We start from the raw sequence: 25,774 nt of genomic DNA, 5'->3' as shown, positions 1-25,774 counted from the left end.
CAAGACCATGTTCCAGCGTCTCCGCGCAGCTTGGCGCGCCCTGTTCAGCAGCACCGCGCTTACCAAAGCGGCTCAGGTCATGCCGGAGGAGGAGCGCCGCAGCCTGACGATCAGCGCCGCCGCGATTTGGGAATCCGAACGCCACGGCGGAAAGGCTTTCACCGCCGATCGCATCTGGACCAGGCCGCAACCCGCTCCGGGCATGATGCCATCGGGCATGGCGATGGACAGCGCGCTACCGTCATTTGGCGAACTGGCCTCCTATGCCATGGCGTCGGGCTTCACGGAGGGGCTTGGCTTCCTCGGCTATCCCTACCTCGCCGAACTGTTCCAGCGCGGCGAATACCAGCACATCTGCTCGATTTGGGCGGAGCATTGCACCCGCAAATGGATCAAGCTCAGCGGCGACGAGGAGAAGTGCAAGAAGATCGAAGCCGAGTTCGACCGGCTTGATCTGCGCCAGATCATCGAGGGCGCCATCCGCAAGGAGCGGGGCTTCGGGCGCATCCAGTTGTTTCTCGACTTCGGCGACTATGACCGCGACGCAGAACTGAAAACCCGGCTGATCGTGGCCGAGGGCAAGATCGGGACGAAGCGCCCCCTGCTCCGCATCACCGAAGTTGAGCCGATGTGGAGCTACCCCGGCATCTACGACGCGCAGAACCCGTTGGCCCCGAACTTCTACCGGCCGGAATCGTGGTATGTGTCGGGCCGGATCGTCCACGCCTCGCGCCTGCTGACGATGGTCGGGCACGAGATGCCGAACATGCTCAAGCCGGTCTATGCGTTCGGCGGCGTGTCCCTGACGCAGATGTGCAAGCCCTATGTCGACAACTGGCTCCGCGCGCGCCAGTCTGGTTCGGACCTCCTGCACAGCTTCTCGGTCATGGTCCTGAAAACGGACATGGACCAGCGGTTGCAGGAAGACCCGACCGGCAAGGGGCTGTTCAACCGCGTCGACTTCTTCAACAAGACCCGCGACAATCGCGGCACGTTCGTCGTCGACAAGAACAGCGAGGAGTTCGAGAACGTCTCGGCGCAGCTTTCGGGCGTGCCGGATATGGTCGCGCAGTCGCTCGAACAGATTTCCGCCATCTCGGGCATCCCACTGGTAATCCTGCTCGGCATCACGCCATCGGGTCTCAACGCCAGTTCCGAGGGCGAAATCCGAGTCTTCTACGACAAGATCATCGCCTTCTCGAACCGTGTTGTCCGGCCCGTGCTGGAGACCATACTTGAAGTGGTCCAGTTGTCCCTGTTCGACGAGATCGATCCGACCGTCACGTTCGAGTTCAACCCGCTGTGGGAGATGTCGGACAAGGACAAGGCGGACATTCGCAAGGCCGATGCCGAAGCGGACGCGACCTATGTCGATGCCGGTGTGGTCGATCCCGATGAGGTGCGCCAGCGGCTCCAGAACGACGAGACCAGTCTTTACCACGGGATTGACCTGTCGGGGCCGGCTCCAGGGATCCCCGATATGACCGATGTCGAAGAGGATGAAGGCGCAGCGGAGGCAGAGTAGCATGGCCGCCACCACGATCCGCCCGGCCGCACCGATCCGCGACAAATACCAGTCGCGTCTCTGGTCCGAGATCGACGCCATGCACCGCGCCATCCTGCGCGAGATCACGGCGGAATGGAAGCGCAACACGCCAGAGACCGTCATCATGGCATCGGACAATCTGCCGGCGAAGGCGCTGCAGCAGGTCATCGCCAAGCAGGGCAAGCGCTGGCTCAAGCGCTTCGATGACCTCTCGGAATCACTGGCGGAATACTTCGCGACCGCTGTCCGGGGGCGGTGTGACAGGACGCTGGCCAACATGTTGCGCCAAGGCGGGATGTCTGTCCGCTTCAAGATGACGCGCCCGATGCGAGATGCCTTTGAGGCCGTCCGAGCCGAGAACGTGGGCCTGATCCGATCGATCGCGACGCAGCACCTTTCCCGCGTTGAGACATTGGTGATGCAGTCGGTCTCGCAGGGCCGTGACCTCGCGACGCTGACCCGCTCGCTCCAGAAGGAGTTCAACGTCAGCAAGCGCCGGGCAGCCCTGATCGCGAGGGATCAGAACAACAAGGCCACGGCGACCATGCGCTCCATCCGCGAGCGAGAGGTGGGCGTTACCGAAGGCATCTGGCTGCACAGCGGCGGCGGCAGGGAGCCGCGCCCGGCGCACAAGGCATTCAGCGGCAAGCGGTTCAAGCTGGATGAAGGCCACGACTTCAAGGACGGTTTCGGTCCCGTGCTACCGGGACAGGCCATCAACTGCCGATGCACGTGGAAGGCGGTCATTCCCGGCTTCGATACCTGACCCCGGCTCTCCCCGTATCCTGAGATTACGGAGGAGTAACGCATGGCCGCGACGCTTGTCGACAATGTCAGGGTGAACGTCACGAGCATGGGCACGGGGGCGCTTTCCCTTGGCTCTGCGGTCGATGGCTATCGCGGGGTTGAAGCGCTCCAGAACGGCAAGACCTACAACTACAAGGTCGTGGCGGGTTCGCAGTGGGAAATCGGGCAGGGCCAGTATCTCACCAGCGGAAGCCAGCTTGTCCGCACGCCGCTCCATTCGTCGAATGGCGACGGCCTTGTCGACCTTCCGCAGAACGCGCAGGTCTCGTTTGTCGCTCTCGCCTCGGATTTCAGCGGAACCGATCTGTCGCAGGAAGCGATTGAGGCGAAAGATCAAGCGGTTCTTGCGGCATCGCAAGCTCAGGATGCCGCTGCTCAGGCAATGCTCATCGTTGAGCCTGTTGCAGCGATCCCCACCGATGCCGGCGCAGGCGTCGTGGGAACTACTAGCGGCGAAAAGGTGCAGGACTTCATTGACGGTGTGGGATCGCAGGGCGGCTCCGCGCGCGTCGGCGCCGACGACGGCTCCAGCGGCTCCCTGTTCACGACGGTTCAGGGTTCCATCACCAAGCTCCTGTCAAAGGACGGAGCCGGCCTACCGGGATTTTCGCACACTCCTTCGGCTCCCTATATTTCCAAGACAGTTGGAGATCGACTCAGCAAGGTCGTTTATGTGACGGATGCGCCTTATGAGGTAAGCCCCGGCCCTGTTGGTGGAGGGGCGGGCCCGGACGTGACGGTTCCTCTTCAGCAAGCGATTTCCAGCGGGGCGTCAAAAATCATCCTGCCGTCACTAGCTGGTGGGCAGAACTATTATGTTTCTGACACAATTTCTTTGCCAGACTACATTACCATAGAAGGCCAAAATAACTGGTCCACTGGCCTAATCTCAACTGTCAATAATATTCCAATTTTTCATGCCAGTGGCAGGGCAAACGTCGAGATAGGAAACATTCGCCTAGGGTACAGCACGACTCCGGTCGACGGCGCATATGCGATTTATCTTGAGGATTGTATCAGGGCCAATTTCAGCAGACTGGTGCTGAACTGGGTGTATGATGGCATCCGGATTTTGCGTGGCGGCGTGAGTTATCTTGGAGCCGAGATCAGCGCCCTGCAAGTTTACGAATATGTCGGCGCAGGCATTTCGGCAATCGATGCGCTGTCTGTGCATCTGAACGGTTTCGAAATGAGCGCGGGATCGTCAACTGGCGGGTACGGAGGAATCCACCTCAAGGGCGGCGTGGAGGGTTTTATCGCCGCAAATGGCGAAGTTCTGCTCGGCACACATGGCTTTGTCACTGAAAGCAATGACGGGACCAACAATCGTGGGGTTTCTCCATGGCACAACAAGATCAATTCCGTTCTGTTCGATAGTCCAGCGCAGGCAGCGGGCTATATCCGTAACACTCAGCACCTTTACCTAGAAAATTCGTGGTTTGCGTCGTCCGGTCACGACAAGTCCGATATCGGATACACCACCATGGCTGATTACTCCGGGCTTGATATTGCGGGCTCAAAGCACGTCAAAATGCGCGGAGGGCAGTTGTACGGTAATGGCGGCCGGGGCGCGCTGGTGTACCAGGATAACAGCTACATTGATTTTATAGGGGTTACTGCGGCGCGCAATCAACGCGGGCGGTCATCGAATGGATCGGCTATCGATTTTGTAGCTTCTGGAGGGGTGTCGCCTAGTAACTTCAAAGTGCAGGGATGCACGTTCGAGCGCGACGCGGACACGACGACTTATCGGCAGACAGCAGCCGTCAATGTCTTCTCGGGGCCAGCAGACTATTACAACATTACGAACAATGGTCTTGGCGGCTGCACGGTGACTGACAACGGCACCGGCACGAACAAAACCGTTAGCGGCAACAATTAGGTGTGGCCATGACCCTCGCTCAAGCCATCGCCGAAGTCCGCGCAGGCCATGCGCAAAGGATCGCAGTGCCTGGCCAATGGAAGGTCTGGCGCGATGCCGATGGAACGATGAGGTGTGAGGTGATGAAATGATCTTGCTCGCCATGGACCGCGCGCCCTCTGTGCGCCGCCGCGATGCCAACGGCTTCCTGCATGTCGAGGTGTCGAACATCTCGAAGGCGAACGTCTGCCCCTACTACGGTTCGGAGATCCCCGGAGCCGAGGAGTTGGAGCTGGACCCGATGAAGGTCTATTACCTCTACCGCGATCCCGAGGAACTGGCGAAGGCGGTGGACACGTTCAACGGCGTTCCGCTTCTTTCGGAACACCTGCCCGTTAACCCCGATCTGTGGGATGATGAAATCCCCGGAGAGATCAAGATCGGCGCCATGGGGACGGATAGCGAATTCATTGCCCCCTACCTGCGCAACAGTCTCGTGGTCTGGTCCGGCAAGTCTCAGGACGCGATCGAGGAAGGCCGCCAGAAGGAGCTTTCCTGCGGCTATCGCTACCGCGCCGACATGACCGCCGGGGAGACGCCAGAAGGTTTGCGTTACGACGGTGTAATGCGTGAGATCATGGGGAACCACGTTGCTCTCGTGTTCGAGGGGCGCGCGGGACCGGATGTAGTGGTCGGAGATGAACTGATGAAGCTCAAGTCTCGCACGGCGCTGATGGTATCGGGGGCTGTGACCGCCGTTATCCGGCCGCGCCTTGCAGCCGATGCCAAGGTGGATATTTCCAAGGCGCTGGCTGATGTCGACGGCAAGTCCCTTGCCATGGATGGCGCGCCCAAGAAGGTCGCGACCGCGCTGCACAAGCTGGTGAAGCCGCATCTCGCCGCCGACAAGGCGCTTGATCTGGATGATCTAGTCGCCGCGATTTCCACGATCACGCCGCTTGCTCTCGACGAGGACAAGATGTGCGAGGACGAAGAAGACTGCGACGACGACGACAACAAGCAGGGCCAGGATGGCGATCCCGATCCCAAGGACGCCAAGGAAGCGGCCGAGGATGAGGACGGCGAGGACAAGGACGACAAGCCGGCGATGGACAGCGCGACCGTCAAGCGCATGATCGCCGATGCCGAAAAGCGCGGCGCTGCCCGTGTCGCCGCGATCGAAGTCGCCAAGCGCGATGTCTTCCCCCACGTCGGCGAACTGATCGGCCATGACAGCGCGGAATCGATCTACAAGGTCGCGCTCGATGCGGCCGGTGTCGATCTCAAGGACGTGCCGAAGTCGGCCTACAAGGCGATGGTGGCGATGCTGCCGAAGCCGGGCGAGACCAAGACCCATGCATTCGATGCTGCCGCCGTCAAGCGCGCGAACGACAGCTTCGAAGAACTCTACGGGAGCAAGTGAGCCATGACCGGTTTCCAGACCTCTGTCAGCCTCAACCAGGCATATGGCGTGCCCGGCACGCTGCTCGTCACCTATCCTTTCACCAGCGTTGCGGCGCTGCCTGGCGAACTTCTTGCCGGATCGGCCGGCGTCACCATGGCGCGTTTCGCATGGGCGGACGATGACAGCGGCGTCGTCACGAACGGCAAGCCCAACCAGCTTGCATCCTCGCGCGTGGGTCTGGTGACCCGTTCGAGCGGGCGTGCGGCGATCACCGGCTATCTGGACGAGTCCAGCATGGTCATCCCGGCCGGCAATGAGGTCACCCTCTACGACGGTGGCCATGCGCTGGTGACCGTGCCGAGCGGTGGCGCCAAGCCCGGTCAGAAGGTCTTCGCCTCCTACTACGATGGATCTCTGACCGTGGGCGCGGCGGGCACGCCAACCACGTCGACGCTGTCCGTCACCACGACCAACGGCAACGCGACGATCAGCTTCACCGGGGGCAATCTCGCACCGGGTATGCCGATCTCGGGCACTGGCATTCCGGCCTCGTCGTTCATCGGCACCGTCAATGCCGGCGCTGGTACCGCGACGCTGGTTAACGCCTCCGGTGCGGCTGCGAACGCTTCCGCCACCGGCACCGTCACCGCGACGATCTCGAACTATGAGACGCGCTACTACGTCAAGACCAAGGGCGCCGCAGGCGATGTCATGGTCATTGCGGACAAGGGGTTCTGATATGCTGACTGCACGCCTTGCTGAACACCGCGCGCGTCTGGCGCAGGATGGCATCATCCTCGATGGCGTCCGCGACTATCTGCCGCCGGAATGGCGCAACCGGAGCGCGGGCACGTCGATTGCCATGGACGCGCAGCCGGCGCTGTTCACCGCGCCGAATGCCGGTGTCCCGTCGCTGTTCACCACCTACGTCGATCCTCGCACCATCAAGGTCGTTTATGCACCGACCAAGGCGGCCGAGTTCTACGGCGAAGAGAAGATGGGCGACTGGACCACGACCGAGTTCAAGTTCCCGCTGACCGAGCTTTCGGGCCACGTCACCGCCTATGGTGACTTCAACGAAGGCGGCGAGTCCAACGCGAACGCGAACTGGGTGACGCGCCAGGCGCACTATTTCCAGACCCACACCAAGTGGGGCGAACGCGAACTGGCCATGTACGGCGAGGCGCGCGTTGACTGGGCATCGCTGCAATCGGAATCGTCGGCGAACACCATCGCGCGCGCGCAGAATACGTTCCAGTTCTTCGGCGTGTCGGGCCTGCGCTGCTACGGCGGCATGAACGATCCGGCGCTGCCGGCCGCCATTTCGCCGACCACCAAGGCGGCGGGCGGCACGGCGTGGGCCAACGGTACGGTCATCGAAATCTACAACGACTTCCTCAAGCAGTATGCGGCGCTCCAAACCGCCCTTCCTGCGCTTGTGGATATGTCGAGCGAAATGGATTTCGGTTTCCCGAACACCCTGGAGCCGTATCTCGCCAAGACCAACGACTTCGGCAAGACGGTCAAGGAAATCATCCAGCAGTCGTTCCCGAACGTGCGATTCGTGGTGATTCCGCAGTTCGCGACCGCCTCCGGCAACCTGACCCAGCTCAAGCTGCGCACGCTGAACGCCCTTCCGGTCAGCATGGCGCAGTTCACGGAAAAGATGCGTATGCATCCCGTGATCAACATGGAATCGGGCTGGAAGCAGAAGCAGTCGGCGGGCACGGGCGGCACCACGATCCGTTACCCGATGGCCTTTGTCCAGATGCTGGGAGCCTGAACCATGGCCGCTGCAAACACTGTCACCGTCTGCTCAAAGCTGCCCTGGGATTTCATCGCCGAAGCGGGAGGCAAGGCTGTCGTCTTTGCCGGCGCCAAGGCGATTGATCCTGTCGACGGCAAGACGCCCTTCCTGATCGAAGGCTATGGCCTGACGCCCGGTGTCGACGCCGAATGGTTCGATCTCTGGCAGGCCGAGGTCACGCCCGAGTTCGGCCCGCTCAAGAACATGAGCATTTTCGCGGAAGCGCCGGCCAAGGCGGCCGATGCATCCAAGGAAATCGCCAAGTCGGTGAAGTCCGGTCTTGAGCAGAAGACCGATGCGGAAGTCGGCGTAGAGCCGGCGAAGGCGTAACCCCATGGCTATCGCGGTGTTCGACTACGCCGCGTGGGTCTTGAGATATCCGGAGTTCGGGGCGGTCAGCGAGCAGCGGGCCGCCCTGTTCTTTGCCGAAGCCGGCTTGTATCTCGACAACACCGACGCGTCGCCCGTGCAGGACGTAGCCATGCGGCTGGTCCTGCTCAACATGGCCACCGCGCACATCGCGGCCCTGTCTGGTGCCCTGAACGCGGACGGGAAGCCATCAGGGCTTGTCGGGCGGGTGTCATCGGCATCCGAGGGTTCGGTGTCGGTAACGACCGAGCTTGGTCACGTGCCCGGCAGCGCCGCCTGGTTCCAACAGACCAGCTACGGTCTGTCGTTCTGGCAAGCCACCAAGGGTTACCGCAGCGCCGTCTATGTCGCACCGCAGCCCTACAATTTCGAGCCGTGGGCGGGGTCGACATGGCGGAGATAATCGGCGGCGGAAAGTTCGAGCAAGTCCTGTCCGCGCTTGGCGAACGGCTAGGCAAAAAGGTGCAGGTCAACGTCGGGTTTCTCGACAGCGCCAGCTATCCCGACAAGGACATCAACGTGCCCACGGTGGCAGCGATCAACAACTTCGGCGCCCCCGAGGCCGGCATCCCGGCGCGCCCGTTCTTCTCGAACATGATCGCCGAGAACAGCGGCGAATGGGCGGACAAGTTCGCCACCGTCCTCAAGTCCTGCAACTACGACACCGATCAGGCGTTGGAACTGATGGGTAATGGCATGATGGGCCAGTTGATCGAGTCCATCGTCAACACCGACAGCCCCCCGAACGCCGATGTCACGAACCTGCTCAAGCAGCGCTTCCCGACCGGTGAAGGCGTGACTTTCGCCGATGTCCAGCAAGCCCGGCGCGATGTCGCTGCCGGCGCGACGGCTCCGGCCGGAAAGCCCCTGTCGTGGAGCGGCAACCTCCTGCACAGCGTCGACAAGGAGGTTCTGTGATCAACCTTCGTGGCATCGCCAACGGCGTGACTTCGGCGATCAATCCGAACCTGCCGGTCACGCTTCGGCGCAGCACCGGCTACACCACCAACGATGCCGGGCGGCAGGTGCCGTCCTATGCCGACGACGAGACCATTACGGTGCAGGTGCAGGCGCTGACCCAGCGCGAGCTTGAGCATCTGGACCGGCTGAATATCAGCAACGGTCAGGCCAGCGTCTACGCCAATACCCAGCTTTCGAGCGTGGACAGGTCCAGCCAGTCGGGCGGCGATGTCCTTGTGTTCGGATCTGATGCCACGATACCGGCGCAGGTACGCGGGCAGACGTGGCTTGTGGTGGCTCAGCTTGAGGGCTGGATCGGAAGCGGCTGGTGCAAGGTCGCGATCACGTCGCAGATGTCGGACCCGACCGCATGACGCCCTCCGTCACTCAGGAACAGGTCTATACGGCGTTGCGGTCGTTCCTGCTCGCGGTCCTGCCGGCGAACACCGAGGTCATTCAGGGTCAGGTCAACCGCGTGCCCATGCCGGCGGGGCCGAATTGGGTGCTGATGCAGGACATGCGCCGGCAGCAGATGGCCATGAACGTTCACACCTATGACCCGCCAACCGATCCTATCCCAGCGATCGGCAGCGAGGACATCGAGAGGTCGACCAGCCTTGATTTCCAGATCGATGTCTTTGGCCCGCTCAGCGCCGACAACGCGCAGGTCGTGGCCACGCTGTTCCGCGATGCATGGGCAGTCGAGAAGTTCAAGGACATCGGCCTCGCGCCCCTGAACTGCACGGAGCCGGCACAATTGCCGCTTCTGGCGGGCGAACAGCAATGGATTCAGCGCTGGACCACGACGGCCACGCTTCACGGGAGCATCACGGTCACCGTCCCCGCTGAGTTCGCTGATACGCTGATTACGACATTGTCGGAGGTAACCCATGGTAGCTAGCATTCCGGCGTCGGCGATCGTCCGCATCCTGCCCCGCGTCATCACGGCGGGCGGTTCGGGTCTTGACCTCGTCGGCCTGCTCTTGACCACGAGCGCGCAGATTCCTGTCGGCTCGGTCCTGTCGTTCGCCAGCGCGGCGGACGTGTCGGCCTATTTCGGCGCGCTCAGCACCGAAGCGGCGTTGGCACAGACCTATTTCTCGGGCTACGACGGCTCGAACATCAAGCCGGCCAAACTCTGGTTCTCGCGCTATGCCTCGTCGGCCGTCGCTGCCTATCTGCGCGGCGGTTCCGTGGCGTCGCTGTCGCTGTCCGATCTCCAGGCGCTTTCCGGCGTCCTGACGATCACGGTCAACGGCAGCGCCAAGACCTCGTCGACGATCAACCTCAGTTCCGCCACCAGCTTCTCGAACGCGGCCACCATCATTGCGGCGGCCTTTACCTCGCCCGGCTTTGTCGTCGCCTACGACAGCGTGAGCGGCGGCTTCACCTTCACCAATTCGGCCACCGGGGCGTCGTCGACCATTTCGTTTGCCACGGGCACGTTGTCGGCCGGCCTCAAGCTGACCGCCGCGACCGGCGCCGTCACCTCGCAGGGTAGCGACGCCATGGTGCCCGGCGCGACCATGGATGCGGTGATCGCCGCGACGCAGGATTTTGTCAGCTTCACGACGACGTGGGAGCCGAGCGATTCCGACAAGCTCCTGTTCTCGGCATGGGCGGATGCGCAGACCGATCGCTACGCCTATGCGGGCTGGACCAATTCGAGCGCGACCACGGGTTCGGGCGACAATTCCTCGTTCGCGGCGCTGGCCATCGCCAACGGCTACGGCGCGACGATGCCGGTCTACGATCCCGCGAACGGCGCCAATGTCGCGGCTTTCCTGATGGGCGCCATCGCCTCCATCAATTTCGCGCAGGAAAACGGGCGGGCGACACTGGCGTTCAAGACCGGCGCCGTGATCCCCGGCGTCTCGAACCAGACCATTGCCGCGAACCTCAAGGCGAACGGCTACAACTACGTCGGTCGCTACGCCACGGCGAACGACCAGTTCGTGTTCCTCTATCCCGGCCAGATCACGGGCGATTTCGGCTGGATCGATAGCTGGGTCAGCCAGGTATGGATGAACAACAAGTTCCAGCTTGCGCTCATGAACCTCCTGACCACGGTCGGCTCGATCCCGTACAATGCCGAGGGCTATGCCACCATTGAGGCGTCCCTGCGCGGCGTGATCGACGACGCCCTGTTCTTCGGTGCGATCCGCTCCGGCATCGCGCTCAGTTCGCAGCAGAAGGCCGAGGTCAACAACCTTGCCGGCGGCAACGTGGCTGACACGATCGAACAGCAGGGCTGGTACATCAAGGTCGCCGATCCGGGCACCGATGTCCGCGCCAACCGCGGTTCGCCGTCGATCATCGTTTTCTGGACCGATGGCCAGTCGGTGCAGGAAATCAATCTCTCCAGCGTCATGGTCCAGTAAGGGGCGGCAGCGATGAACACGCGTACACTCACCAGCGCCAACAGCATCCTGCTGATTTCGGTAACGCCCATTTTCAGCAGCCCCATCAGGTTGCAGGGCTTCGCGGCCGATGACATTACGGACATGGATGCCATTCAGCCGGCGGAAACGTCGATGGGCATTGACGGACGCCTTTCTGCGGGCTGGGTTCCCACGCCCATTTCGCAGAACATCACGTTGCAGGCGGACAGCCAGAGCATCGATCTGTTCGAATACTGGAACACCTGGGAGCGGGAGCAAAAGGAAAAGCTCATCGCGACCGGAACGCTCATCCTGCCTTCCTCGCAGAAGAAGTACGCCATGAAGCGTGGCTTCCTGTTCAGCGTCTCGCCGATTCCCGCCGCACGCCGCACGCTCCAGCCCCGGCGCTTCACGGTGCAGTGGGAAAGCGTCTCCCCTTCCCCCTTCGTCTAAGGAGCGCCCGTGCGCAAATCCAAGATCGTCACTATCGAGGCCGAAGGTCGCGACAAGGGGAAGTCGTTCCTCATCGTCGAAAAGGATGCATGGGCGGGTGAGGAATGGTCGACGCGCGCGATCATGGCACTGGCCAATGTCGGGGTAGAGGTACCAGACGGCGCGTTGCAGGCCGGCGCGCTTGGCTTGTTCGCTATCGGGCTGGAGGCGCTGCGCAAACTGCCTTTCGATGCCGCAAAGCCCCTGCTCGACGAGATGATGACTTGTATGTCGTTCGTCCCCGATCCGAAGAAAGTTGACCCCGTCACGCAAAGGCCGGCATCGCGCCCGCTCATCATGCCCGATGAACTCACGGACGGCGACATTGAGGAAGTGACGACGCTGTACAAGCTGCGGCAGGAGGCGCTTGATCTGCACCTGGGTTTTTCGGTCGCCGCCATCCTCTCGGATTTGATGGCGGCATTCCGCAATATGAACCAGCAGAATACGCCAACGTCCCAAGAAGCTGCGGCGCAGTCATCGAATCCGGAAAAGCCTCTCTCCGAGATGTCCAGCAGCACTACGGCCTAGAGGACGTTTACGCCCTGCTGGAAATCATTTCGGTGGCGTCGGAGAATGAGCGCCGGGCGCATGATGCCGCCGAAAAGGGCGACCGGTAGGAGATCGTTGGACCTCACCGTGCTGGACTCTCGTGTATGGTCCCATACCGTACCTCCTTCTAGGAGGTGGCATGTTTCGATTCTTCCGGCGTTGGGGAAAATTCCCTCACATGGGCAGCGACATTCCGTCGATTAAGTTCGATAAGTCGCGTGTGTCCGAAGACATAAAGAAGGCTTTATACGCCGACATCAACGGCCTACCGTATATCCCCACTCAATTGCGGGAAGCGTTATACGGTGCCGCGCTGGAATCGATTTCGAAAGGTCGTGATCTGGCGCTCCTCACGAGATGGCTGGTAGAGCAGGATGTGCCCGGCATCGACAAGGGACAAGCATCTGCAATTGCGCGATTTCTTAACAATCGCGCCACCGTTAGGATGCGCATAAATCGAGAAGCCAGCAACGGAATATCCGAGAGCATCTGGATTCACAGTGGCGCGCCCTGTCTATGTCCAAACGCTGCCGAGCATTTGCGTGCCAACGGCACGCGGTACGGTCTTCGAGATGGGTTATTGATCAACGGTGTACCTTCTTGGCCCGGAATGGATGAAGGATGCAAATGCACATGGAAGGCGGTCATTCCCGGCTTCTGAGATCGAAATGCGCGCTACCTTGAGGTTACAACCTCGGAGCGCCTGATGGCTACCAACATTCTCGACGCCTTCTTCGTCACGTTCGGCATTGATGCCAGCGGCTTCAAGAAGGGCGAGCGCGAGATCAACGAGGGAACCGCTCGCCTCAAGGAAGAGAACAAGAAATCCTTCACGGCAATGGAAACGTCCGGCAAGCGGCTGGGCGAAACGCTGAAAGGGGTTCGCAACGAAGTCGTCGGCCTTGGCGTGGCCTTCCTTGGCGCGCGGTCTATCACCGGCTTTCTAGCCGATATGGCGATGGGCGCCGCATCCGCCGATCGCTTGGGCCAGACCCTCGGGATGTCCACTCGACAGGTTTGGGCATGGCGTAAGGCATTTGGAACTGTCGGTGGGTCTGAAGGCGATGCCGACGCCAGCCTCCAGACGATTCAGCGTTCGAAATATTCCTATCGCATGGGGCAGTTGGACCCGATGCAGGCCGCCATCTATGGCCGCCTGGGGGTCACGGGCGATGACCTCCAGAACTCTGACCCCGGTGAAATCCTGCGCAAGATTGCCGGCGCGTCGGGGCGCATGAGCAAGGAGGATTTCGCCAACTACGCGGGGCAGCTCGGGCTTTCGCAATCGACGATCTACCTGCTCCAGAAGGGGCAAGCCAGCGTCGACGATCTGGTGCGGAAGTTTGAGGCAAGCGCCGACAAGCAGGAGGAATTGGCCAAGCAGACCGAGGAGGCTCAGCAAAAACTAGCGGAGTTGAACTCGCAATTGCAAGAGGCGTTGGTTCCGGTCCTGCTCGAACTTGTTCCCGTCCTGCAAGAGGGCGTCGATCTCCTGAGTGAATTTCTGTCGTACATCAGGAATGGCCCCGGCAAAGATGCCCCGTGGTACAAGCGTATCCCGCATGATGCTTGGACCGGCGACAAGAACGCTGGCGACTACGTCGGCGACGCCATCGGCGGATCATTCGGGGACTGGATCAAGCGCAACTTTGGGGCGAAGTCTGGCGGCATTCTGGACAGCCTCGATAACGCTATGGGCATGGGGAAAACGCCGTCAGGCGCGCCCGCTCCCGGTGGCGCATCCACCTCCGGCGGTCATGATCCCATTGTGGCCGGTCTCATTCAACGCGGAGTGCCTGCTCATGTAGCGATTGGGGCTCGAGCCGGCATTGAGGCGGAGGGCGGCCTTCGGCAGCCGCGTGGCGGCGGCTACATGGGTCGCGCCTTTGGCATCGGCCAGTGGCTCGGGGACCGCAAGAAAGAGCTATTCCGGCGCTTTGGGCCGAATCCCACTCTGGCCCAGCAGCTTGATTTCCTAGTTTGGGAAATGCGCGGCGGCGACCGAGGCGGCGGCAAGGTCATGGGAAGCCGTAGCCCCTACGAGGCCCTGCACAACTACATCACGCACTTCATGCGTCCGCAGGGAGCAAACTGGCAGAACGCCCGAGACTGGCGAGCCGATATGATGCGCGGCACGCAATACCTTCGGCAGTATCGCGGCGGGGGCATCACCATCGGAAACATGACGGTGAACACGCAGGCGACCGATGGCCACAAGATGATCCGTGATGTCCGCGCAGCCGCCCAAAGGCGTCACGCCGTTGCACAGGCTGATAGAGTGGTGAACCCCTGATGGCAGGTCCAGAATTTCCCAACGTACCGGCAACCCCCGGCGTCCCCACAGTCCAGCGAGGGGATGAGAACCCTCCAACGGAAGGTGAGGAATCTCAGCTTTCCAGCGATTCCATCACGGTCACGGCTACGGCCAAGAACCAATGGGGTATCTACACCTTGGGCGGCGCGCTTGTGGTCCATGCCGATAGCGTCGTGGCCATCGGTTATGATGCTGAACACAGGATCGCGACCTACCCGCTTCAGGAAGGCGCGTTTGAGACTTACGATAAGGTCGCCCTCCCCTTCGATGTCCGCGTGGTTATGTCGAAGGGTGGCAATCTGACCCAACGTGCGGCGTTCATCCGTGAAATCGAGGAAATCCGAGGCGACATTGAAATCTACAATGTGGTTACGCCCGAACGCGCGTACCTGAACGTCAATGTCTCGCGCGTGACGATTGACCGCTCACGCGAGCAGGGCGCCGGCCTCATCACAGCCGAAGTGCATCTTGTCGAAATCCGCCAGAACGCCACCGCGACATTCACGACCACCAAAAGCCCGGCCAGCGCCGATCCGGTCAGCAATGGTCATGTGCAGCCCAGCACGTCCACCGTCGATACCTCGGGGGTCAAATGACGCAGGTTACCATCCCGCTCGATGCCGTGGCCTCGCAGAAGGTTTCGCTCCAGCTTGCAAGCCAGTCCTGCCGGATCGAGGTCTATCAGAAGCGCACCGGCCTCTACTTCAACCTGTTCGTGAACGATGCGCCCGTGGTCTATGGCGTCCTCTGCCGGGATCGCGTCTGGATCGTGCGCGGATCGTGGCAGGGCTTTACCGGCGATCTCGCCTTCATCGATACGCAGGGCCGCTCCGATCCGGAATATGCCGGTCTCGGCTCCCGCTTCCTGCTGGTGTGGGAAGGCTGATGGCGTTCGCCAAACGGATCATCAACCTGCAATTCACGCTTGGCCAGGGCGACTTCGGCACGGCGGGACAGAACACCGTCTTGCTCGAAGGCTTGCGGTGCAGCGCCAACCTTGTTCGCGGCGGCAACCTCCTGTGGGTCGCCGATGTGCAAATCTGGGGCATGTCCTTGGATCTGATGAACAAGCTGACGGTGACGCAGAAGTCCTACTTTCAGGAGTACCGCAGGAACGACCTGTTCATTTTCGCAGGGGACAGCGCGAATACCCCGTCAATGTGCTTCGGAGGGACCGTGCGCGAAGCATGGGCCGATGGCCGCAATCAACCGGATGTCGTGTTCCACGTCTCTGCCGACACCGGCCAATTCCCCCTGAGCAAGCCTATCGCGCCCACCAGCTATTCCGGCTCAGTGGATGCCGCCATGGTCCTCGCAGGGCTTGCGCAGCAGATAGGCTATAGCTTCGAGAACAGCGGCGTAACGGGGCAACTGGAGAATCCCTACAAGCCCGGCTCCGTCCGGTCGCAGATCGAATCCGTATGTGCTGACGTTCACGCCCAATTCGATATCGATGACAGAACGAAAGTGCTTGCGGTCTGGCCGAACAACAAGGCCCGGAATGGCGCGGTTGTTCTTGTGTCTCCAGATACCGGACTGGTTGGTTATCCCGCTTTCACGCAAGGCGGCGTCCAGTTCACGACGATCTACAATCCCAGCCTCGACTTTGGCAGGAAAGTGCGGATCGAAAGCGCCTTCACGGCGGCCAATGGCGAATGGCGGATCAGCGCAATGTCGCACCGCCTCGAAAGCCAAATACCAAACGGCCAGTGGTTCACAGACGTTGAGTGCAGCTTTTTGGACAACAAGGCATGATCGAAAACATCACAGGCTTCGGCGACCTAGGATATACTCAGAACGACGCCAGCCAGACCGCCTTCATCGTCCGCCAGATCATGAACGGCATGGCCACCTCCGCCCCTGTCAAGGTCATGGCCGTCCATTCGGGCGACAGTGGTTATACCGTCGATGTACAAGTCATGGTCAACCAGATCGACGGCAAAGGCAACGGCATCCCGCACGGGACGATCCATGGCCTGCCGGTCAAGACCCTGCGCGCCGGCACCTGCGAAATCCGGATCAAGCCGCGCGTCGGCGACAAGGGCGTCGTCTCCTTCTGTCACAGCGACATCTCGGTCGTGAAGAAGACGGGCGCGATCGGTAACCCCGGCAGCCGGCGCAAGTTCGACTGGTCGGATGGAATCTACCTCGGCAGCTTCCATGCGGATGGCGAGGCAACGTCAGTCATCGAAATCGGCGACGATGACAATGTGCTGATCAAGTCCCCGACCGTAGCCTTGCAAGCCAGCGATCTCGTCGACATCGCCGGGCCGGTCACCACGGATACCGAGTACCGTGTGGGCGGGACCAAGGTTGTAGGCACTCAGCAAGGGGCGATCACGGCGCCCACAGGGGGCAGCACGATCGACAGTCAGGCGCGCACCACGATCAACGCCATTCTCAACGCTTTGAAGGGGCATGGCCTGATCGCGTCGTAACCTAGGTTACATGGCTACGTCACTCCTGCTTGACCGCGACACCTGGGATTTGTGCCTGACCTCGGGCGGTGACATCGCCGTCGCGTCCGAGCCCTATGCGCTGGAGCAGGATGTCGCCAGCGAATGCCGCGTGTTCGAGGGCGAGTGCTACTACAACACCGCGATTGGCCTGCCCTATCTGACATCGATCCTCGGCCAGCCCATCCCGGTCCAGATCATCAAGCAGAAGCTCGCGGATGCCGCTTCCCGCGTGCCCGGCGTGGTCAATCCCGTGGTCTATCTCGACAGCATTAGCGCCCGAAGCGTCGGCGGTCAGGTCCAGTTCGAGCAGGGGGCGTCCTGATGCCGACCAATGTTCCATCGATCCAGTTCAGTTCGGCCGGGCCGATCGTGCCGACGGAAAGCGCGATCAAGGCCGGTGTGTGGGCTGATTTCCAGCAAGCGTTCGGCGGCGGCCTCAACGAAAGCGATGCGACGCCGCAGGGCCAACTTGTGGCATCGCTCACGGCCATCATCGCCGCCGGCAACGACCAGATGCTCCAATACATCAACCTGACCGATCCCGCTTTTTCGTCGGGCCGGATGCAGGACGGTATCGGGCGCCTGTCCTATATCGACCGGATCGCCGCGACATCGACGATCGTCGAATGCACCTGCACCGGGGCGGCGGGAACCGTCATCGAGGCCGGGGCGCTGGCGCAGGCGAGCGATGGCACGATCTACCAGAGCCTTGGCGCCGCAACGATCCCCATCAGTGGTTCGGTATCGGTCACGTTCGCGGCGATCGATACCGGCCCCATCGCCTGCCCCTCGGGGACACTGACCCGGATCATGCGCGTCGTGTCCGGCTGGGATACGATCACGAACCCGGCGGCCGGCGTCATCGGGCGCGATGTCGAAAGCGCTGCGGAGTTCGAGGCCCGGCGTACCGCATCGGTGGCCAAGAACGCGGTGGCCGTCCTGCAAGCCATCCGGGGCACGGTTCTGGCAGTTCCCGGCGTGATCGATGCCTATGTGACCGAGAACCCGACCGACACCAGCACCACGATCGGTTCGGTGACGATCGCGGCGAACTCGGTCTATGTTGCCGTGTGGGGTGGAACGGATGCCGATGTCGCGCGCGCCATCTGGTCGAAGAAAGCTCCGGGCTGCGCCTATAACGGCGACACCACGGTCACCGTCGAGGACACCAGCTATTCGCTGCCCTACCCCTCCTATGATGTGACGTTCGAACGCCCGAGTGCGTTACCGATCTATTTCGCGGTCACCATCGCCAATAACGGCGCGGTTCCTGCCGATGCGCAGACACAAATCCGCAATGCCATCGCCTTTGCGTTCGCCGGGGGTGACGGCGGCCCGAAAGCGCGGATCGGCGGCACGCTCTATGCCCTGCGGTTCGCATCCGCCGTTTCCAGCCTCGGAAGTTGGGCGCAACTGGTCTCGATCAAAATCGGCACCTCGGCGTCGCCCACCGGCGATGATGTCGCTGTCGAAATCAATGAAATGCCTACGCTGGACCCGGCGCATATCGCGGTGTCGCTGGCATGACCTCGTTCGTTCCCGTCTCGGCCGAACCGATCGGCTATGCCGGCGATCCCTCGGTCAATCCCGCGATCTATTTCGATGCCCGCACGCAGACCGTCATCAGCCAGTATGCGAACAGCCCGGTCATCGTCGGGCTGGTTGAGGCGCTGAACTTCGCGCTGGACCGGCAGGCAGCGCTTGACGAGTTCTATGCATGGACGTGGGATGTCGACCAGGCACAAGGCTTCGGTCTCGACATCATCGGTCGCCGTGTCGGCGTCTCCCGCGCGCTCTATGTGCCGGATTCCCCGTTCCTCGGCTTCTCGCAATCGAGCGATGCCGTGCCGTTCGGGTCCGGCATCTTCTACGGCGGTGGCTCGCTCACCCCGAACTACAACCTGACCGACATCGCCTATCGCCGGCTGATCCTTGCGAAAGCCGCGCTCAATATCACCGACTGCGCGATTCCGTCGATCAACGCGATCCTGATGACGCTCTTTCCCGACTACGGGAACAGCTATGTCCGCGACAACACCGATATGACGATGACCTATGTCTTCGGCGCTGCCTTGTCGAAAGTAGATTACGCGATCGTCACGCAGTCGGGAGCATTGCCCAAGCCGGCCGGCGTCGCGTTCGACGTGGAGACGCCGTGACATGAACCTCAGTGATATGCCTCCCCGTTTCCCGATCCCTTTCGCGAACAATGCGGGCGCATCCTATATCCGTTCCATCCCGCAGGCGCACCAGACGCCCGGCCCCACGGATGCCCCGGCGAGCCTCTATGACGGCTTCCCGCCCGAGACGTTCACGCCCGAAAGCTCTGGCGGGATCCCACCGAACGGCAAGGACTTCAACGGGCTGCTCAAGCAGTTGTCGCAATGGGCGCGCTGGGCCGGCGCCGGCGCCCCCGCGATCTATGACAGCGCCTGGGCATCGGCGGCCGGCGGCTATCCGAAGTTCGCGCGGCTGCATTCCGCGACCTATCCCGGCCTGGTGTGGGAATCGACAGCGGACGGCAACACGACCGATCCCGATGGTGGCAGTCCGGCAAACTGGATCGCCGTCAGCCGCTGGCGCCAGTCCGGAACGCTGTCGGCAACCATTTCGGCCGGCAATCAATACACGATCACGTTCCCGACCGCCTTCCCGAACGCGCTGGTCTCCTATGCGATCACGCCGATCAACCTGACCGGTGTGGCTACGCGGGACAACTGGCTCCAGCGGGTTTCGCTCGCAAGGACCGGCATCACGTTCGTCGTCCAAGGCTCCGTGACCGGCGGCGACAATACGCTTGATGGCGTCGATTGGTGGGCGGAGGGCCAGTGAGATGACCACCAGCAACGACGATCTGAACCGCTCACTCGGCCGTCTGGAAGGCGACGTAACCGCAATGAAGGATCGCATGGACCGGCTTGAGAAGGCGATCGTTGCGGGGATGGAAGAACTCAAGAACGCACTTCGGGAAGTGCAAGCGGATGTCGCTGAAATCAAGGCGCGCGAAGATCAGCGGCGTGGAGCATGGCGCGTACTGGTCGGAATCTCAACCGTGATCGGAGCGGCGGTTAGCGCTGCCGTCACCTATCTTTTCGGGAAATTCGGATGAACCTCATCGACGACTGGAAAAAGGCGCACCGCTACTGGTCCATCCGCCTCAATAGCGCAGGGATCGCGCTCATGGGGTTCGCAGGCTTCGTTAGCGAAGCATGGAACTCGATGCCGTCCGATCTGCGGCAGGCGGTTCCCTACGCGCAGGGCGTGGCGACGGCATTGTTTGTCCTTGGCCTGGTCGCGCGCGTCGTGAAGCAGAAGGGGCCTGACGATGCCGATTGAGCCTATGGAGCAGCCGAAGGGGCGGAAGCGGCTGACGCTGGCTGCCGTCGTCGGCACCGTCACGGCCGGCCTGCTGCTGACAAACATCCCGAAGGACGAAAGCGGGCGCACCGTCAAGGTATCGATCGCTGAAAACGGCGAGGCGACCGTTCGGCATATCAGTGGCAAGCAATACCTGAAGGCCTATCTCGATATCGTCGGGGTGGCCACGGCCTGTGATGGCCTGACTAGCTACAAGGGCCGCAAGATCACGATCCGCGACCAGTTTTCCGAAGAGCAATGCGCCGTCATGCTTGAGGACGAACTTGTCGCGCACGCCTCCGATGTCATGGGCTGCACGCCCGGCCTCGCCCTGACGATCCCCCGCCGCGACAACGTACGGTTCGCCGCCGTCTCGCTCGCCTACAACATCGGCACGCGATCATATTGCACGTCCACGGGGCGGCGCTTGGTCAACGAGGGCAAGATTGGCCCAGCCTGCGATGCCTTCACGCGGTTCAATCGGGCTGGTGGCCGGGTTGTGGATGGACTGGTCAAGCGCCGCGCCCGTGAGCGCGCGGTGTGCATCAAGGATGCTGTGTGATGAGGGACCGAACCGACGCGGACGATATCGTTCAAGGCGCATACAATCGCGCCCTGCTTGAGCTGATCCTCCCTCCCATGCGCCGTGCGGCCAAGGATGCAGGCTACGCGATTACCGTTCACGGTTCGCTGAACCGCGATATCGACCTCGTGGCCGTGCCGTGGGGCGAATTCTGCAAGGGCAATGCGGACGCACTTGTCATGTCGCTCTGTGGCGCTGTTCGCGGCGTCACCGGTCGCTGCAATTTCATGTCTGCCCGGAAACAGGGGGACGGTGCCTCCATCGTCGATTGGACCGCCAAGCCGCATGGCCGAAAAGCAGCGACGTTGCTGGTCTGGTGCGGTGAAAACAGCGCCAACCTTGATCTTAGCGTGATGCCGGTCATTGCCGTCGAAAAGGGAGAGCAGGAGTGATGCCACTGCTCGCCCTCCTCGCCCCCATCTGGCAGGCCATCAAAGCCCCGCGCGTCCTCGCCGGCATCGCTGGCCTGTTGCTCGTTGCTGGTCTCCTGATCGCCGTCTCGCACTACCGCAGCCGTGTCCATGAGCTTGAGGCGCTGCGCAAGGCGGATGCTGCCCGGATCGCGCTTGCCACGGCCAAGGCCACCACCGACCAGATCGCCGCCAACCATGCCCCCGCCGTCACCTCCAAGCAAATCGCGGAGACCTCCCGTGTCCAGTCCGAAACCTATTACGAGGAAGGCCGCCGCGCTGGCCTCGCTTACGCTGCTGCTCACCGCGTGCGGCCCGAAGCCGTTGGATGTCCGGTCAGCGCTCCCGGTGTGCCCGGAACCGATCGTGTTGCCGCCGTCGATGACGGACCCGGTGAAGATCCCGGCATGGTTGCCGTCGCCCAAGCCGACTTCGACCTCCTCGTCTCCAACTCCACCCGCCTCGCCCAAGTGCATCAGGACGCCCAATCCCTGATCGCATCGGGCGTGGCCGTCCCTCTCTCCAAGGAACCCTGAGCTATGGCACAGACCTATGCCAATGTGACTGCATCGACGACGTGGCAAGACCTAGTCGCCACCTATGCGGGGATGGCGAATGCGGCGTCGTTCGTTCAAAACAGCGGCCCCGGCGCGCTTGTGGTGCAATTCACGTCCAGCGGCTCCGCGCCGGCTGCGAACAGCACTGACGGGATCGTGCTGAACGCCACAAACAGCGCCATCGCTTTGGGTACCGCCGCCCATATCTGGGTCCGCGCGCTCAATGATGCCTGCACCGTGCGGTGTGGGCTGACGGACTGAGGGGGCGAAAATGTCGAATATTGATCTGCGCGGCTTCAACACCAAGGCTGCAAACGCTTGGGCAGCCACCCGCATCTACAACTCGAACAGCATCGTCCTGATCGGTGACAGCCGGCTTGCGCAGATGTATGCGACCTACGGGCAAGCGAACAAGACGCGCAACGCCTTCAACTTCCTGACCGAAGGGTTTGCGCTTTCCGGCCAGCGGGCGCGAATCGAAGCGTTGCTTGCCACCTCCGGCCAGCGTTCGGACCAGTATCTCGCGGCGGCACAACAGACGGCGGCGTTCGCGACTTCGGCGCTGTGGGCAATCGTCTATGGCGTGGTCAACGACATTTCCGCCACGGGCAATTCGGTGGACTACTGGAATGTCACGATCAAGCCGTTCGTACAGGCGTGGATTGCCGCCGGGCGCAAGGTCATCCTGATCACGGAAACCGGCGCGAACGGCTTTTCCACGACTGCCCAGCGCGGTGCCGTTTGGCGATATAATGCCCAAATCCGCGAATTTTGCCGAAATAACCAAAATGCTATTTTGTTCGATGTAGCATCGATCGTCCTTTCTCCGGGATCGGCCATGACGCTCAACCCGTCCTATTCGGGCGACGGGACGCACATCAACCTGATGGCCGGTGCGAGCGCGGCAGGGATCGCATTCGCCAGCCTGCTATCCAGCCTGATGCCGCCGTGCGATGGTTTGGTGCATTCGGTGGGCGAGGTCTATGCGAACGGTGCCGTCCAGTGGTTTGCGAACCCGCTCTGGACCACGACCACGGGCGGCGTCGCCACTGGTACGAATGTCACCTGGACCGGCAACGTCCCTGCCGGCATCACGGCCACTGCCACCACGGCGGGCGCGACCGGGATCACGGCGACGAATAGCGCCGGCAGCTACGGCAACGCGCTGCAACTGGCGATCACGACGGCGCAGGCTGGCATGGTCAGGGTGTTCTTCGACATCAACCCGTCGCCTACGGAACAGCCGGGCGATGTGTTCTACGCCAACGCCAAGTTGAGCCTTGCGTCGGGTGCAAGCAATTTCCAGTCTGCCAGCGTCTATCTGGAAAGCAATCGTGGCGGCGTGACGTGGCAGGTGGAGGACGGCTACAATGCCGGCTCAGCAACCAACGGTGCTCTACCGAGCGGGAACTATAGCTGGGTACGCGAGACCGAGCGCCTGACCATCAATTCCGGAAGCCGTGGGTGGATGACTGGTAGCCTGCGGTTCTACTTCACGGCGGCGGGATCGGCGACGGTCACGGTGGAGCGCTTGGGCGTTTTCAAGGTGCAGAGTTAACCATCACCACTTCGGCCGGGGCGCGATGTCCACGTACTCCGGCCGCTGGCCGCACTCCCGGCATCGCATCCGCCGGATCACGTCATAGACCAGCGTCTTGCCGGGCAGGCGGTGGAAGCGCGAGAGATCATCCATCGATAGGATCACCTTGCGCCCGCAATCGCACTGGATGCGGTAGAACCATCCGCGTCGATACCACAGGGGATCGGCCGGCTGAGGACGTCCATAGTCTGCCATGCGCGCATGAGAACATGAGCGGAACGATTCTGGAAGGGGGTTGGGCGACGGTTCCGACCGGGATGCTCCCAATCCTGCCCCGTCGCCCTTGCCACGAACCCGCTAATCAGGGCGGGCGCTTCGCCAAGAAGACCTTCCCCTACTCGCCTCGCTTGGCCAAGGTGTTTCGGGTCTTCGCAGCCCCTATTCTCTACCCTATTCCGGCGCGGTGGGCAAGGAAGGGGTGGATGCCTGACTAGGGATCGAACCTAGATTGCGACGGCCAAAACGTCGTGTCCTACCATTAGACGATCAGGCAATGGCGAAGGTGGCAGGATTCGAACCTGCGATCCCGGTTTTGGAGACCGGTGCTTTGGGCCTCTAAGCTACACCAACGCTGGTGCCCCACCACGGAATTGAACCGCGCTCACCGAGTTACGAGGACGGTGCATCGCCACAATGCTTGAGGGGCGGAAAGTGGTGGCAGGGGCCGGGATCGAACCGGCGACCTTTTGGTTATGAGCCAAACGAGCTACCGCTGCTCTACCCTGCTACACTTGGTCTGGGTGGAGGGTCTCGAACCCCCGATCTCCGGTACCCAAAACCGGCGCTTTACCAACTAAGCTACACCCAGATAACGCGGGTGCAGCGGACAAGCTTCACCGACGCCAGTATGTCTGTCCAGGTCGCGGTCGTTGGAGTTGCGTGTTCATGCCGTGCATGTACCAGAATGGGATCCGGCCTGCAAGCCTTTCGCCCTCAGGCACGCAGCGGCGAGAGCAAGGGCTGGGGTGGCGGCGTCGGACCGCTCAAGAGCATCCCCGCGAGCTTGACAACAAGCGCTGAACCCGGTGGCCCCTCCCTTCATGCAGATTGACCAAAAGTGCGTTTCAGGCACCAGCATCTCCGCCGCGCTGGTCCATGCTTCGGCGTCGAGCATGACGGTGAAGCGGCGTGCATTGGCCAGTGCCCATGAAACGCCCCTGCCGGGCGCGATCGTGTTCCACGCCTCCTCCAGCAACTCGCGCACCTGCTCTGCCGAGGCCTGCTCTATGCGGGGGATGAGGGTCATGGGTTGGGGTCCTTCGTCAGATGCCACGTGTAAAGGTCGCGCCGGGATGATCCTCCGCAGCCGCACTCGTAGCCGTCGCAGCAAGCCCGGCTGTCCAGATCATGCCGCCAAACCTCCTTGCGCCATTCTTCGTAAGTGCCGCGAAGCCAGTCCAGCAGCACGCGCAGTTTCAGAATGATATCCCTCACGCCGCGCCCTCCCCGATCTTCCGGACTTCGAGGCCACGGGCGGACAGGGCGGCGCGGAGCTTATCAACGTCATCCTCGCGAATGACGAACCGCTGGCTTTCTTTCATCGCCTCCACCAACGGATCGACCGGCTTAGGCTCAGGCGTGGGAAGATGCTTGCGGAGGGTTGCGGTAATAAACCCAGCAAGCGACCCTTCGCCTACGCCGTATCCCTCCGCCCGCCTCACCGCCTCAACAATAGCCTCCTGCATGGCCGCGAGTTTGGTGAGCGCCTCGTCGCGTTCGCGCATCACCTTACCAAGTTCGCGATCTACCGCGTTTGCACCTTCGCCGGACTCAAGCAGTTTCGCTTTCAGCCGCTCGTTTTCCTTGGACAGTTGGTCGATGATGTCTTCGGCTTTTCCGCAGAGGGTGCGTGCATGGTAGGCATACCCCTCTTGGACCGGATCATGGCGCTGGGCCGCCTGTGCCCTTAGGCTTCGCCGCACCGCTTCGATGTCGATCTCGCTCATACTTCACCGCCTTCCTCGGCATCGATCTCGTCGAGCAATGCCTCAAAGGTCTTTGCGCTGGTTCTGGGCACATCGATGTCAACGCCGCCATTGTAGGCGCGCCAGCCTTCGCCGCACCAAAGCGCAGCATTGACATCGTAGCCGCATTCCCAGCCACGATACCAAACGTCATGGCCAATCTCGGGTTCGGCGGGGCGCGTGATAGCAGATTCCATCACATCTTCCTTTCGCAGTGGAAGCAGTTGTTCGGCCCGCTCTCCATCGTCGTATCGACCTGACAGGGGTGGCCGGGGTATGCCGGGCAATCGCCTTCCTTGGATGGCGTAGGCTCCTTGGGCTGATGCTCGCCGCAGGTATCGTTGTGCATC

36 protein-coding genes and 4 tRNA genes are annotated in these 25,774 nt (G+C 61.9%); 31 read left to right on the top strand and 9 right to left on the bottom strand.

Annotation, left to right across the window (positions count from 1 at the left end):
* The first annotated feature begins 7 nt into the window (after positions 1-7).
* The 31 genes from F1640_RS14945 (at position 8) to F1640_RS14795 (ending at position 23,418) form a co-directional block, all read left to right on the top strand.
* The gene (locus tag F1640_RS14945) at positions 8-1,525 is read left to right on the top strand and encodes a DUF1073 domain-containing protein (protein ID WP_194919906.1); all 1,518 of its coding nucleotides are present in this window, start codon (positions 8-10) and stop codon (positions 1,523-1,525) included.
* Between the two features lies 1 nt (position 1,526).
* Entirely contained in the window at positions 1,527-2,312 is a 786-nt protein-coding gene (locus F1640_RS14940; RefSeq protein WP_206694695.1) for a phage minor head protein, read from the top strand.
* A gap of 42 nt (positions 2,313-2,354) precedes the next feature.
* Positions 2,355-4,235 (top strand): hypothetical protein, encoded by a 1,881-nt coding sequence (locus tag F1640_RS14935; RefSeq protein ID WP_194919905.1) that lies wholly within the window; start codon positions 2,355-2,357, stop codon positions 4,233-4,235.
* Between the two features lie 127 nt (positions 4,236-4,362).
* Entirely contained in the window at positions 4,363-5,637 is a 1,275-nt protein-coding gene (locus tag F1640_RS14930) for a DUF2213 domain-containing protein (protein ID WP_194919904.1), read from the top strand.
* Between the two features lie 3 nt (positions 5,638-5,640).
* Positions 5,641-6,357 (top strand): hypothetical protein, encoded by a 717-nt coding sequence (locus F1640_RS14925; RefSeq protein WP_194919903.1) that lies wholly within the window; start codon positions 5,641-5,643, stop codon positions 6,355-6,357.
* A 1-nt stretch (position 6,358) separates the two neighbouring features.
* Positions 6,359-7,402 (top strand): DUF2184 domain-containing protein, encoded by a 1,044-nt coding sequence (locus F1640_RS14920; protein WP_194919902.1) that lies wholly within the window; start codon positions 6,359-6,361, stop codon positions 7,400-7,402.
* Between the two features lie 3 nt (positions 7,403-7,405).
* Positions 7,406-7,756, top strand: coding sequence for a hypothetical protein (locus F1640_RS14915; protein WP_194919901.1), 351 nt, complete (start codon positions 7,406-7,408; stop codon positions 7,754-7,756).
* 4 nt (positions 7,757-7,760) lie between these two features.
* On the top strand, positions 7,761-8,198 hold the full coding sequence (locus tag F1640_RS14910) for a DUF4054 domain-containing protein (protein ID WP_194919899.1): 438 nt from the start codon (positions 7,761-7,763) through the stop codon (positions 8,196-8,198).
* Complete coding sequence (locus F1640_RS14905) at positions 8,186-8,713, top strand: hypothetical protein (RefSeq protein WP_194919898.1); 528 nt, start codon at positions 8,186-8,188, stop codon at positions 8,711-8,713. The genes F1640_RS14910 and F1640_RS14905 overlap by 13 nt, the downstream gene beginning before the upstream one ends.
* Positions 8,710-9,129, top strand: a complete 420-nt coding sequence (locus F1640_RS14900; protein ID WP_194919896.1) for a hypothetical protein — start codon at positions 8,710-8,712, stop codon at positions 9,127-9,129. Before F1640_RS14905 ends, F1640_RS14900 begins: the two co-directional genes overlap by 4 nt.
* A complete protein-coding gene (locus tag F1640_RS14895; RefSeq protein WP_194919894.1) occupies positions 9,126-9,656 on the top strand; it encodes an LIC_12616 family protein in 531 nt (176 codons plus the stop codon). Before F1640_RS14900 ends, F1640_RS14895 begins: the two co-directional genes overlap by 4 nt.
* Positions 9,646-11,136, top strand: coding sequence for a DUF3383 domain-containing protein (locus F1640_RS14890; RefSeq protein WP_194919892.1), 1,491 nt, complete (start codon positions 9,646-9,648; stop codon positions 11,134-11,136). Before F1640_RS14895 ends, F1640_RS14890 begins: the two co-directional genes overlap by 11 nt.
* Positions 11,137-11,148: 12 nt before the next feature.
* Entirely contained in the window at positions 11,149-11,589 is a 441-nt protein-coding gene (locus tag F1640_RS14885) for a phage tail fiber protein (protein WP_194919891.1), read from the top strand.
* Between the two features lie 9 nt (positions 11,590-11,598).
* Entirely contained in the window at positions 11,599-12,159 is a 561-nt protein-coding gene (locus F1640_RS14880) for a hypothetical protein (RefSeq protein ID WP_206694694.1), read from the top strand.
* Between the two features lie 199 nt (positions 12,160-12,358).
* Positions 12,359-12,841 (top strand): hypothetical protein, encoded by a 483-nt coding sequence (locus F1640_RS14875; RefSeq protein ID WP_194919890.1) that lies wholly within the window; start codon positions 12,359-12,361, stop codon positions 12,839-12,841.
* Positions 12,842-12,886: 45 nt separating this feature from the next.
* On the top strand, positions 12,887-14,473 hold the full coding sequence (locus tag F1640_RS14870) for a phage tail tip lysozyme (RefSeq protein ID WP_194919889.1): 1,587 nt from the start codon (positions 12,887-12,889) through the stop codon (positions 14,471-14,473).
* Positions 14,473-15,090 (top strand): phage baseplate protein, encoded by a 618-nt coding sequence (locus F1640_RS14865; RefSeq protein ID WP_194919888.1) that lies wholly within the window; start codon positions 14,473-14,475, stop codon positions 15,088-15,090. Before F1640_RS14870 ends, F1640_RS14865 begins: the two co-directional genes overlap by 1 nt.
* Complete coding sequence (locus F1640_RS14860; RefSeq protein ID WP_194919887.1) at positions 15,087-15,380, top strand: hypothetical protein; 294 nt, start codon at positions 15,087-15,089, stop codon at positions 15,378-15,380. Before F1640_RS14865 ends, F1640_RS14860 begins: the two co-directional genes overlap by 4 nt.
* The gene (locus F1640_RS14855) at positions 15,380-16,249 is read left to right on the top strand and encodes a hypothetical protein (RefSeq protein ID WP_194919886.1); all 870 of its coding nucleotides are present in this window, start codon (positions 15,380-15,382) and stop codon (positions 16,247-16,249) included. The genes F1640_RS14860 and F1640_RS14855 overlap by 1 nt, the downstream gene beginning before the upstream one ends.
* Complete coding sequence (locus tag F1640_RS14850) at positions 16,246-16,932, top strand: Gp138 family membrane-puncturing spike protein (protein WP_194919885.1); 687 nt, start codon at positions 16,246-16,248, stop codon at positions 16,930-16,932. Before F1640_RS14855 ends, F1640_RS14850 begins: the two co-directional genes overlap by 4 nt.
* Positions 16,933-16,942: 10 nt before the next feature.
* Positions 16,943-17,275 (top strand): hypothetical protein, encoded by a 333-nt coding sequence (locus F1640_RS14845; protein WP_194919883.1) that lies wholly within the window; start codon positions 16,943-16,945, stop codon positions 17,273-17,275.
* Positions 17,275-18,480, top strand: a complete 1,206-nt coding sequence (locus F1640_RS14840) for a baseplate J/gp47 family protein (RefSeq protein WP_194919882.1) — start codon at positions 17,275-17,277, stop codon at positions 18,478-18,480. The genes F1640_RS14845 and F1640_RS14840 overlap by 1 nt, the downstream gene beginning before the upstream one ends.
* Positions 18,477-19,112, top strand: coding sequence for a DUF2612 domain-containing protein (locus tag F1640_RS14835; protein WP_194919881.1), 636 nt, complete (start codon positions 18,477-18,479; stop codon positions 19,110-19,112). The genes F1640_RS14840 and F1640_RS14835 overlap by 4 nt, the downstream gene beginning before the upstream one ends.
* A gap of 1 nt (position 19,113) precedes the next feature.
* Complete coding sequence (locus F1640_RS14830) at positions 19,114-19,785, top strand: hypothetical protein (protein WP_194919880.1); 672 nt, start codon at positions 19,114-19,116, stop codon at positions 19,783-19,785.
* Position 19,786: 1 nt separating this feature from the next.
* Positions 19,787-20,062, top strand: a complete 276-nt coding sequence (locus tag F1640_RS14825) for a hypothetical protein (RefSeq protein WP_194919879.1) — start codon at positions 19,787-19,789, stop codon at positions 20,060-20,062.
* Complete coding sequence (locus F1640_RS14820; RefSeq protein WP_194919878.1) at positions 20,059-20,289, top strand: hypothetical protein; 231 nt, start codon at positions 20,059-20,061, stop codon at positions 20,287-20,289. Before F1640_RS14825 ends, F1640_RS14820 begins: the two co-directional genes overlap by 4 nt.
* Positions 20,279-20,872: a glycoside hydrolase family protein gene (locus F1640_RS14815; RefSeq protein WP_206694693.1), complete on the top strand. Its 594-nt coding sequence runs from the start codon at positions 20,279-20,281 to the stop codon at positions 20,870-20,872. Before F1640_RS14820 ends, F1640_RS14815 begins: the two co-directional genes overlap by 11 nt.
* Complete coding sequence (locus F1640_RS14810) at positions 20,872-21,285, top strand: hypothetical protein (protein ID WP_194919877.1); 414 nt, start codon at positions 20,872-20,874, stop codon at positions 21,283-21,285. The genes F1640_RS14815 and F1640_RS14810 overlap by 1 nt, the downstream gene beginning before the upstream one ends.
* On the top strand, positions 21,285-21,839 hold the full coding sequence (locus tag F1640_RS14805) for a hypothetical protein (protein WP_194919876.1): 555 nt from the start codon (positions 21,285-21,287) through the stop codon (positions 21,837-21,839). The genes F1640_RS14810 and F1640_RS14805 overlap by 1 nt, the downstream gene beginning before the upstream one ends.
* 3 nt (positions 21,840-21,842) lie before the next feature.
* Positions 21,843-22,121 carry a hypothetical protein gene (locus F1640_RS14800; protein WP_194919875.1) on the top strand — a complete coding sequence of 93 codons (279 nt, stop codon included), beginning with the start codon at positions 21,843-21,845 and terminating at the stop codon, positions 22,119-22,121.
* Between the two features lie 10 nt (positions 22,122-22,131).
* Positions 22,132-23,418, top strand: coding sequence for an SGNH/GDSL hydrolase family protein (locus tag F1640_RS14795; protein WP_194919874.1), 1,287 nt, complete (start codon positions 22,132-22,134; stop codon positions 23,416-23,418).
* A 3-nt stretch (positions 23,419-23,421) separates the two neighbouring features.
* Here F1640_RS14795 and F1640_RS14790 read toward each other — a convergent pair whose 3' ends face one another.
* From F1640_RS14790 to F1640_RS14750, 9 genes are all read right to left on the bottom strand, one after another.
* The gene (locus F1640_RS14790) at positions 23,422-23,655 is read right to left on the bottom strand and encodes a hypothetical protein (protein ID WP_194919872.1); all 234 of its coding nucleotides are present in this window, start codon (positions 23,653-23,655) and stop codon (positions 23,422-23,424) included.
* Between the two features lie 224 nt (positions 23,656-23,879).
* Positions 23,880-23,953: transfer RNA gene (locus F1640_RS14785), tRNA-Gln, on the bottom strand.
* Between the two features lie 79 nt (positions 23,954-24,032).
* A tRNA-Thr gene (locus tag F1640_RS14780) sits at positions 24,033-24,106 on the bottom strand.
* 6 nt (positions 24,107-24,112) lie between these two features.
* A tRNA-Met gene (locus F1640_RS14775) sits at positions 24,113-24,187 on the bottom strand.
* Between the two features lie 5 nt (positions 24,188-24,192).
* Positions 24,193-24,268: transfer RNA gene (locus F1640_RS14770), tRNA-Pro, on the bottom strand.
* Between the two features lie 75 nt (positions 24,269-24,343).
* Positions 24,344-24,706, bottom strand: a complete 363-nt coding sequence (locus F1640_RS14765) for a hypothetical protein (RefSeq protein WP_194919870.1) — start codon at positions 24,704-24,706, stop codon at positions 24,344-24,346.
* Positions 24,703-24,894: a hypothetical protein gene (locus tag F1640_RS14760; RefSeq protein ID WP_194919869.1), complete on the bottom strand. Its 192-nt coding sequence runs from the start codon at positions 24,892-24,894 to the stop codon at positions 24,703-24,705. Before F1640_RS14760 ends, F1640_RS14765 begins: the two co-directional genes overlap by 4 nt.
* On the bottom strand, positions 24,891-25,406 hold the full coding sequence (locus F1640_RS14755; RefSeq protein WP_194919867.1) for a hypothetical protein: 516 nt from the start codon (positions 25,404-25,406) through the stop codon (positions 24,891-24,893). The genes F1640_RS14760 and F1640_RS14755 overlap by 4 nt, the downstream gene beginning before the upstream one ends.
* The gene (locus F1640_RS14750; protein WP_194919865.1) at positions 25,403-25,621 is read right to left on the bottom strand and encodes a hypothetical protein; all 219 of its coding nucleotides are present in this window, start codon (positions 25,619-25,621) and stop codon (positions 25,403-25,405) included. Before F1640_RS14750 ends, F1640_RS14755 begins: the two co-directional genes overlap by 4 nt.
* Positions 25,622-25,774 lie beyond the last annotated feature (153 nt).

It is taken from the genome of Novosphingobium sp. NBM11 (assembly GCF_015390225.1).
GTDB lineage: Bacteria > Pseudomonadota > Alphaproteobacteria > Sphingomonadales > Sphingomonadaceae > Novosphingobium.
Note: the sequence above shows the minus strand (reverse complement) of the source record. Positions and strands in the feature narration are given on the sequence as shown.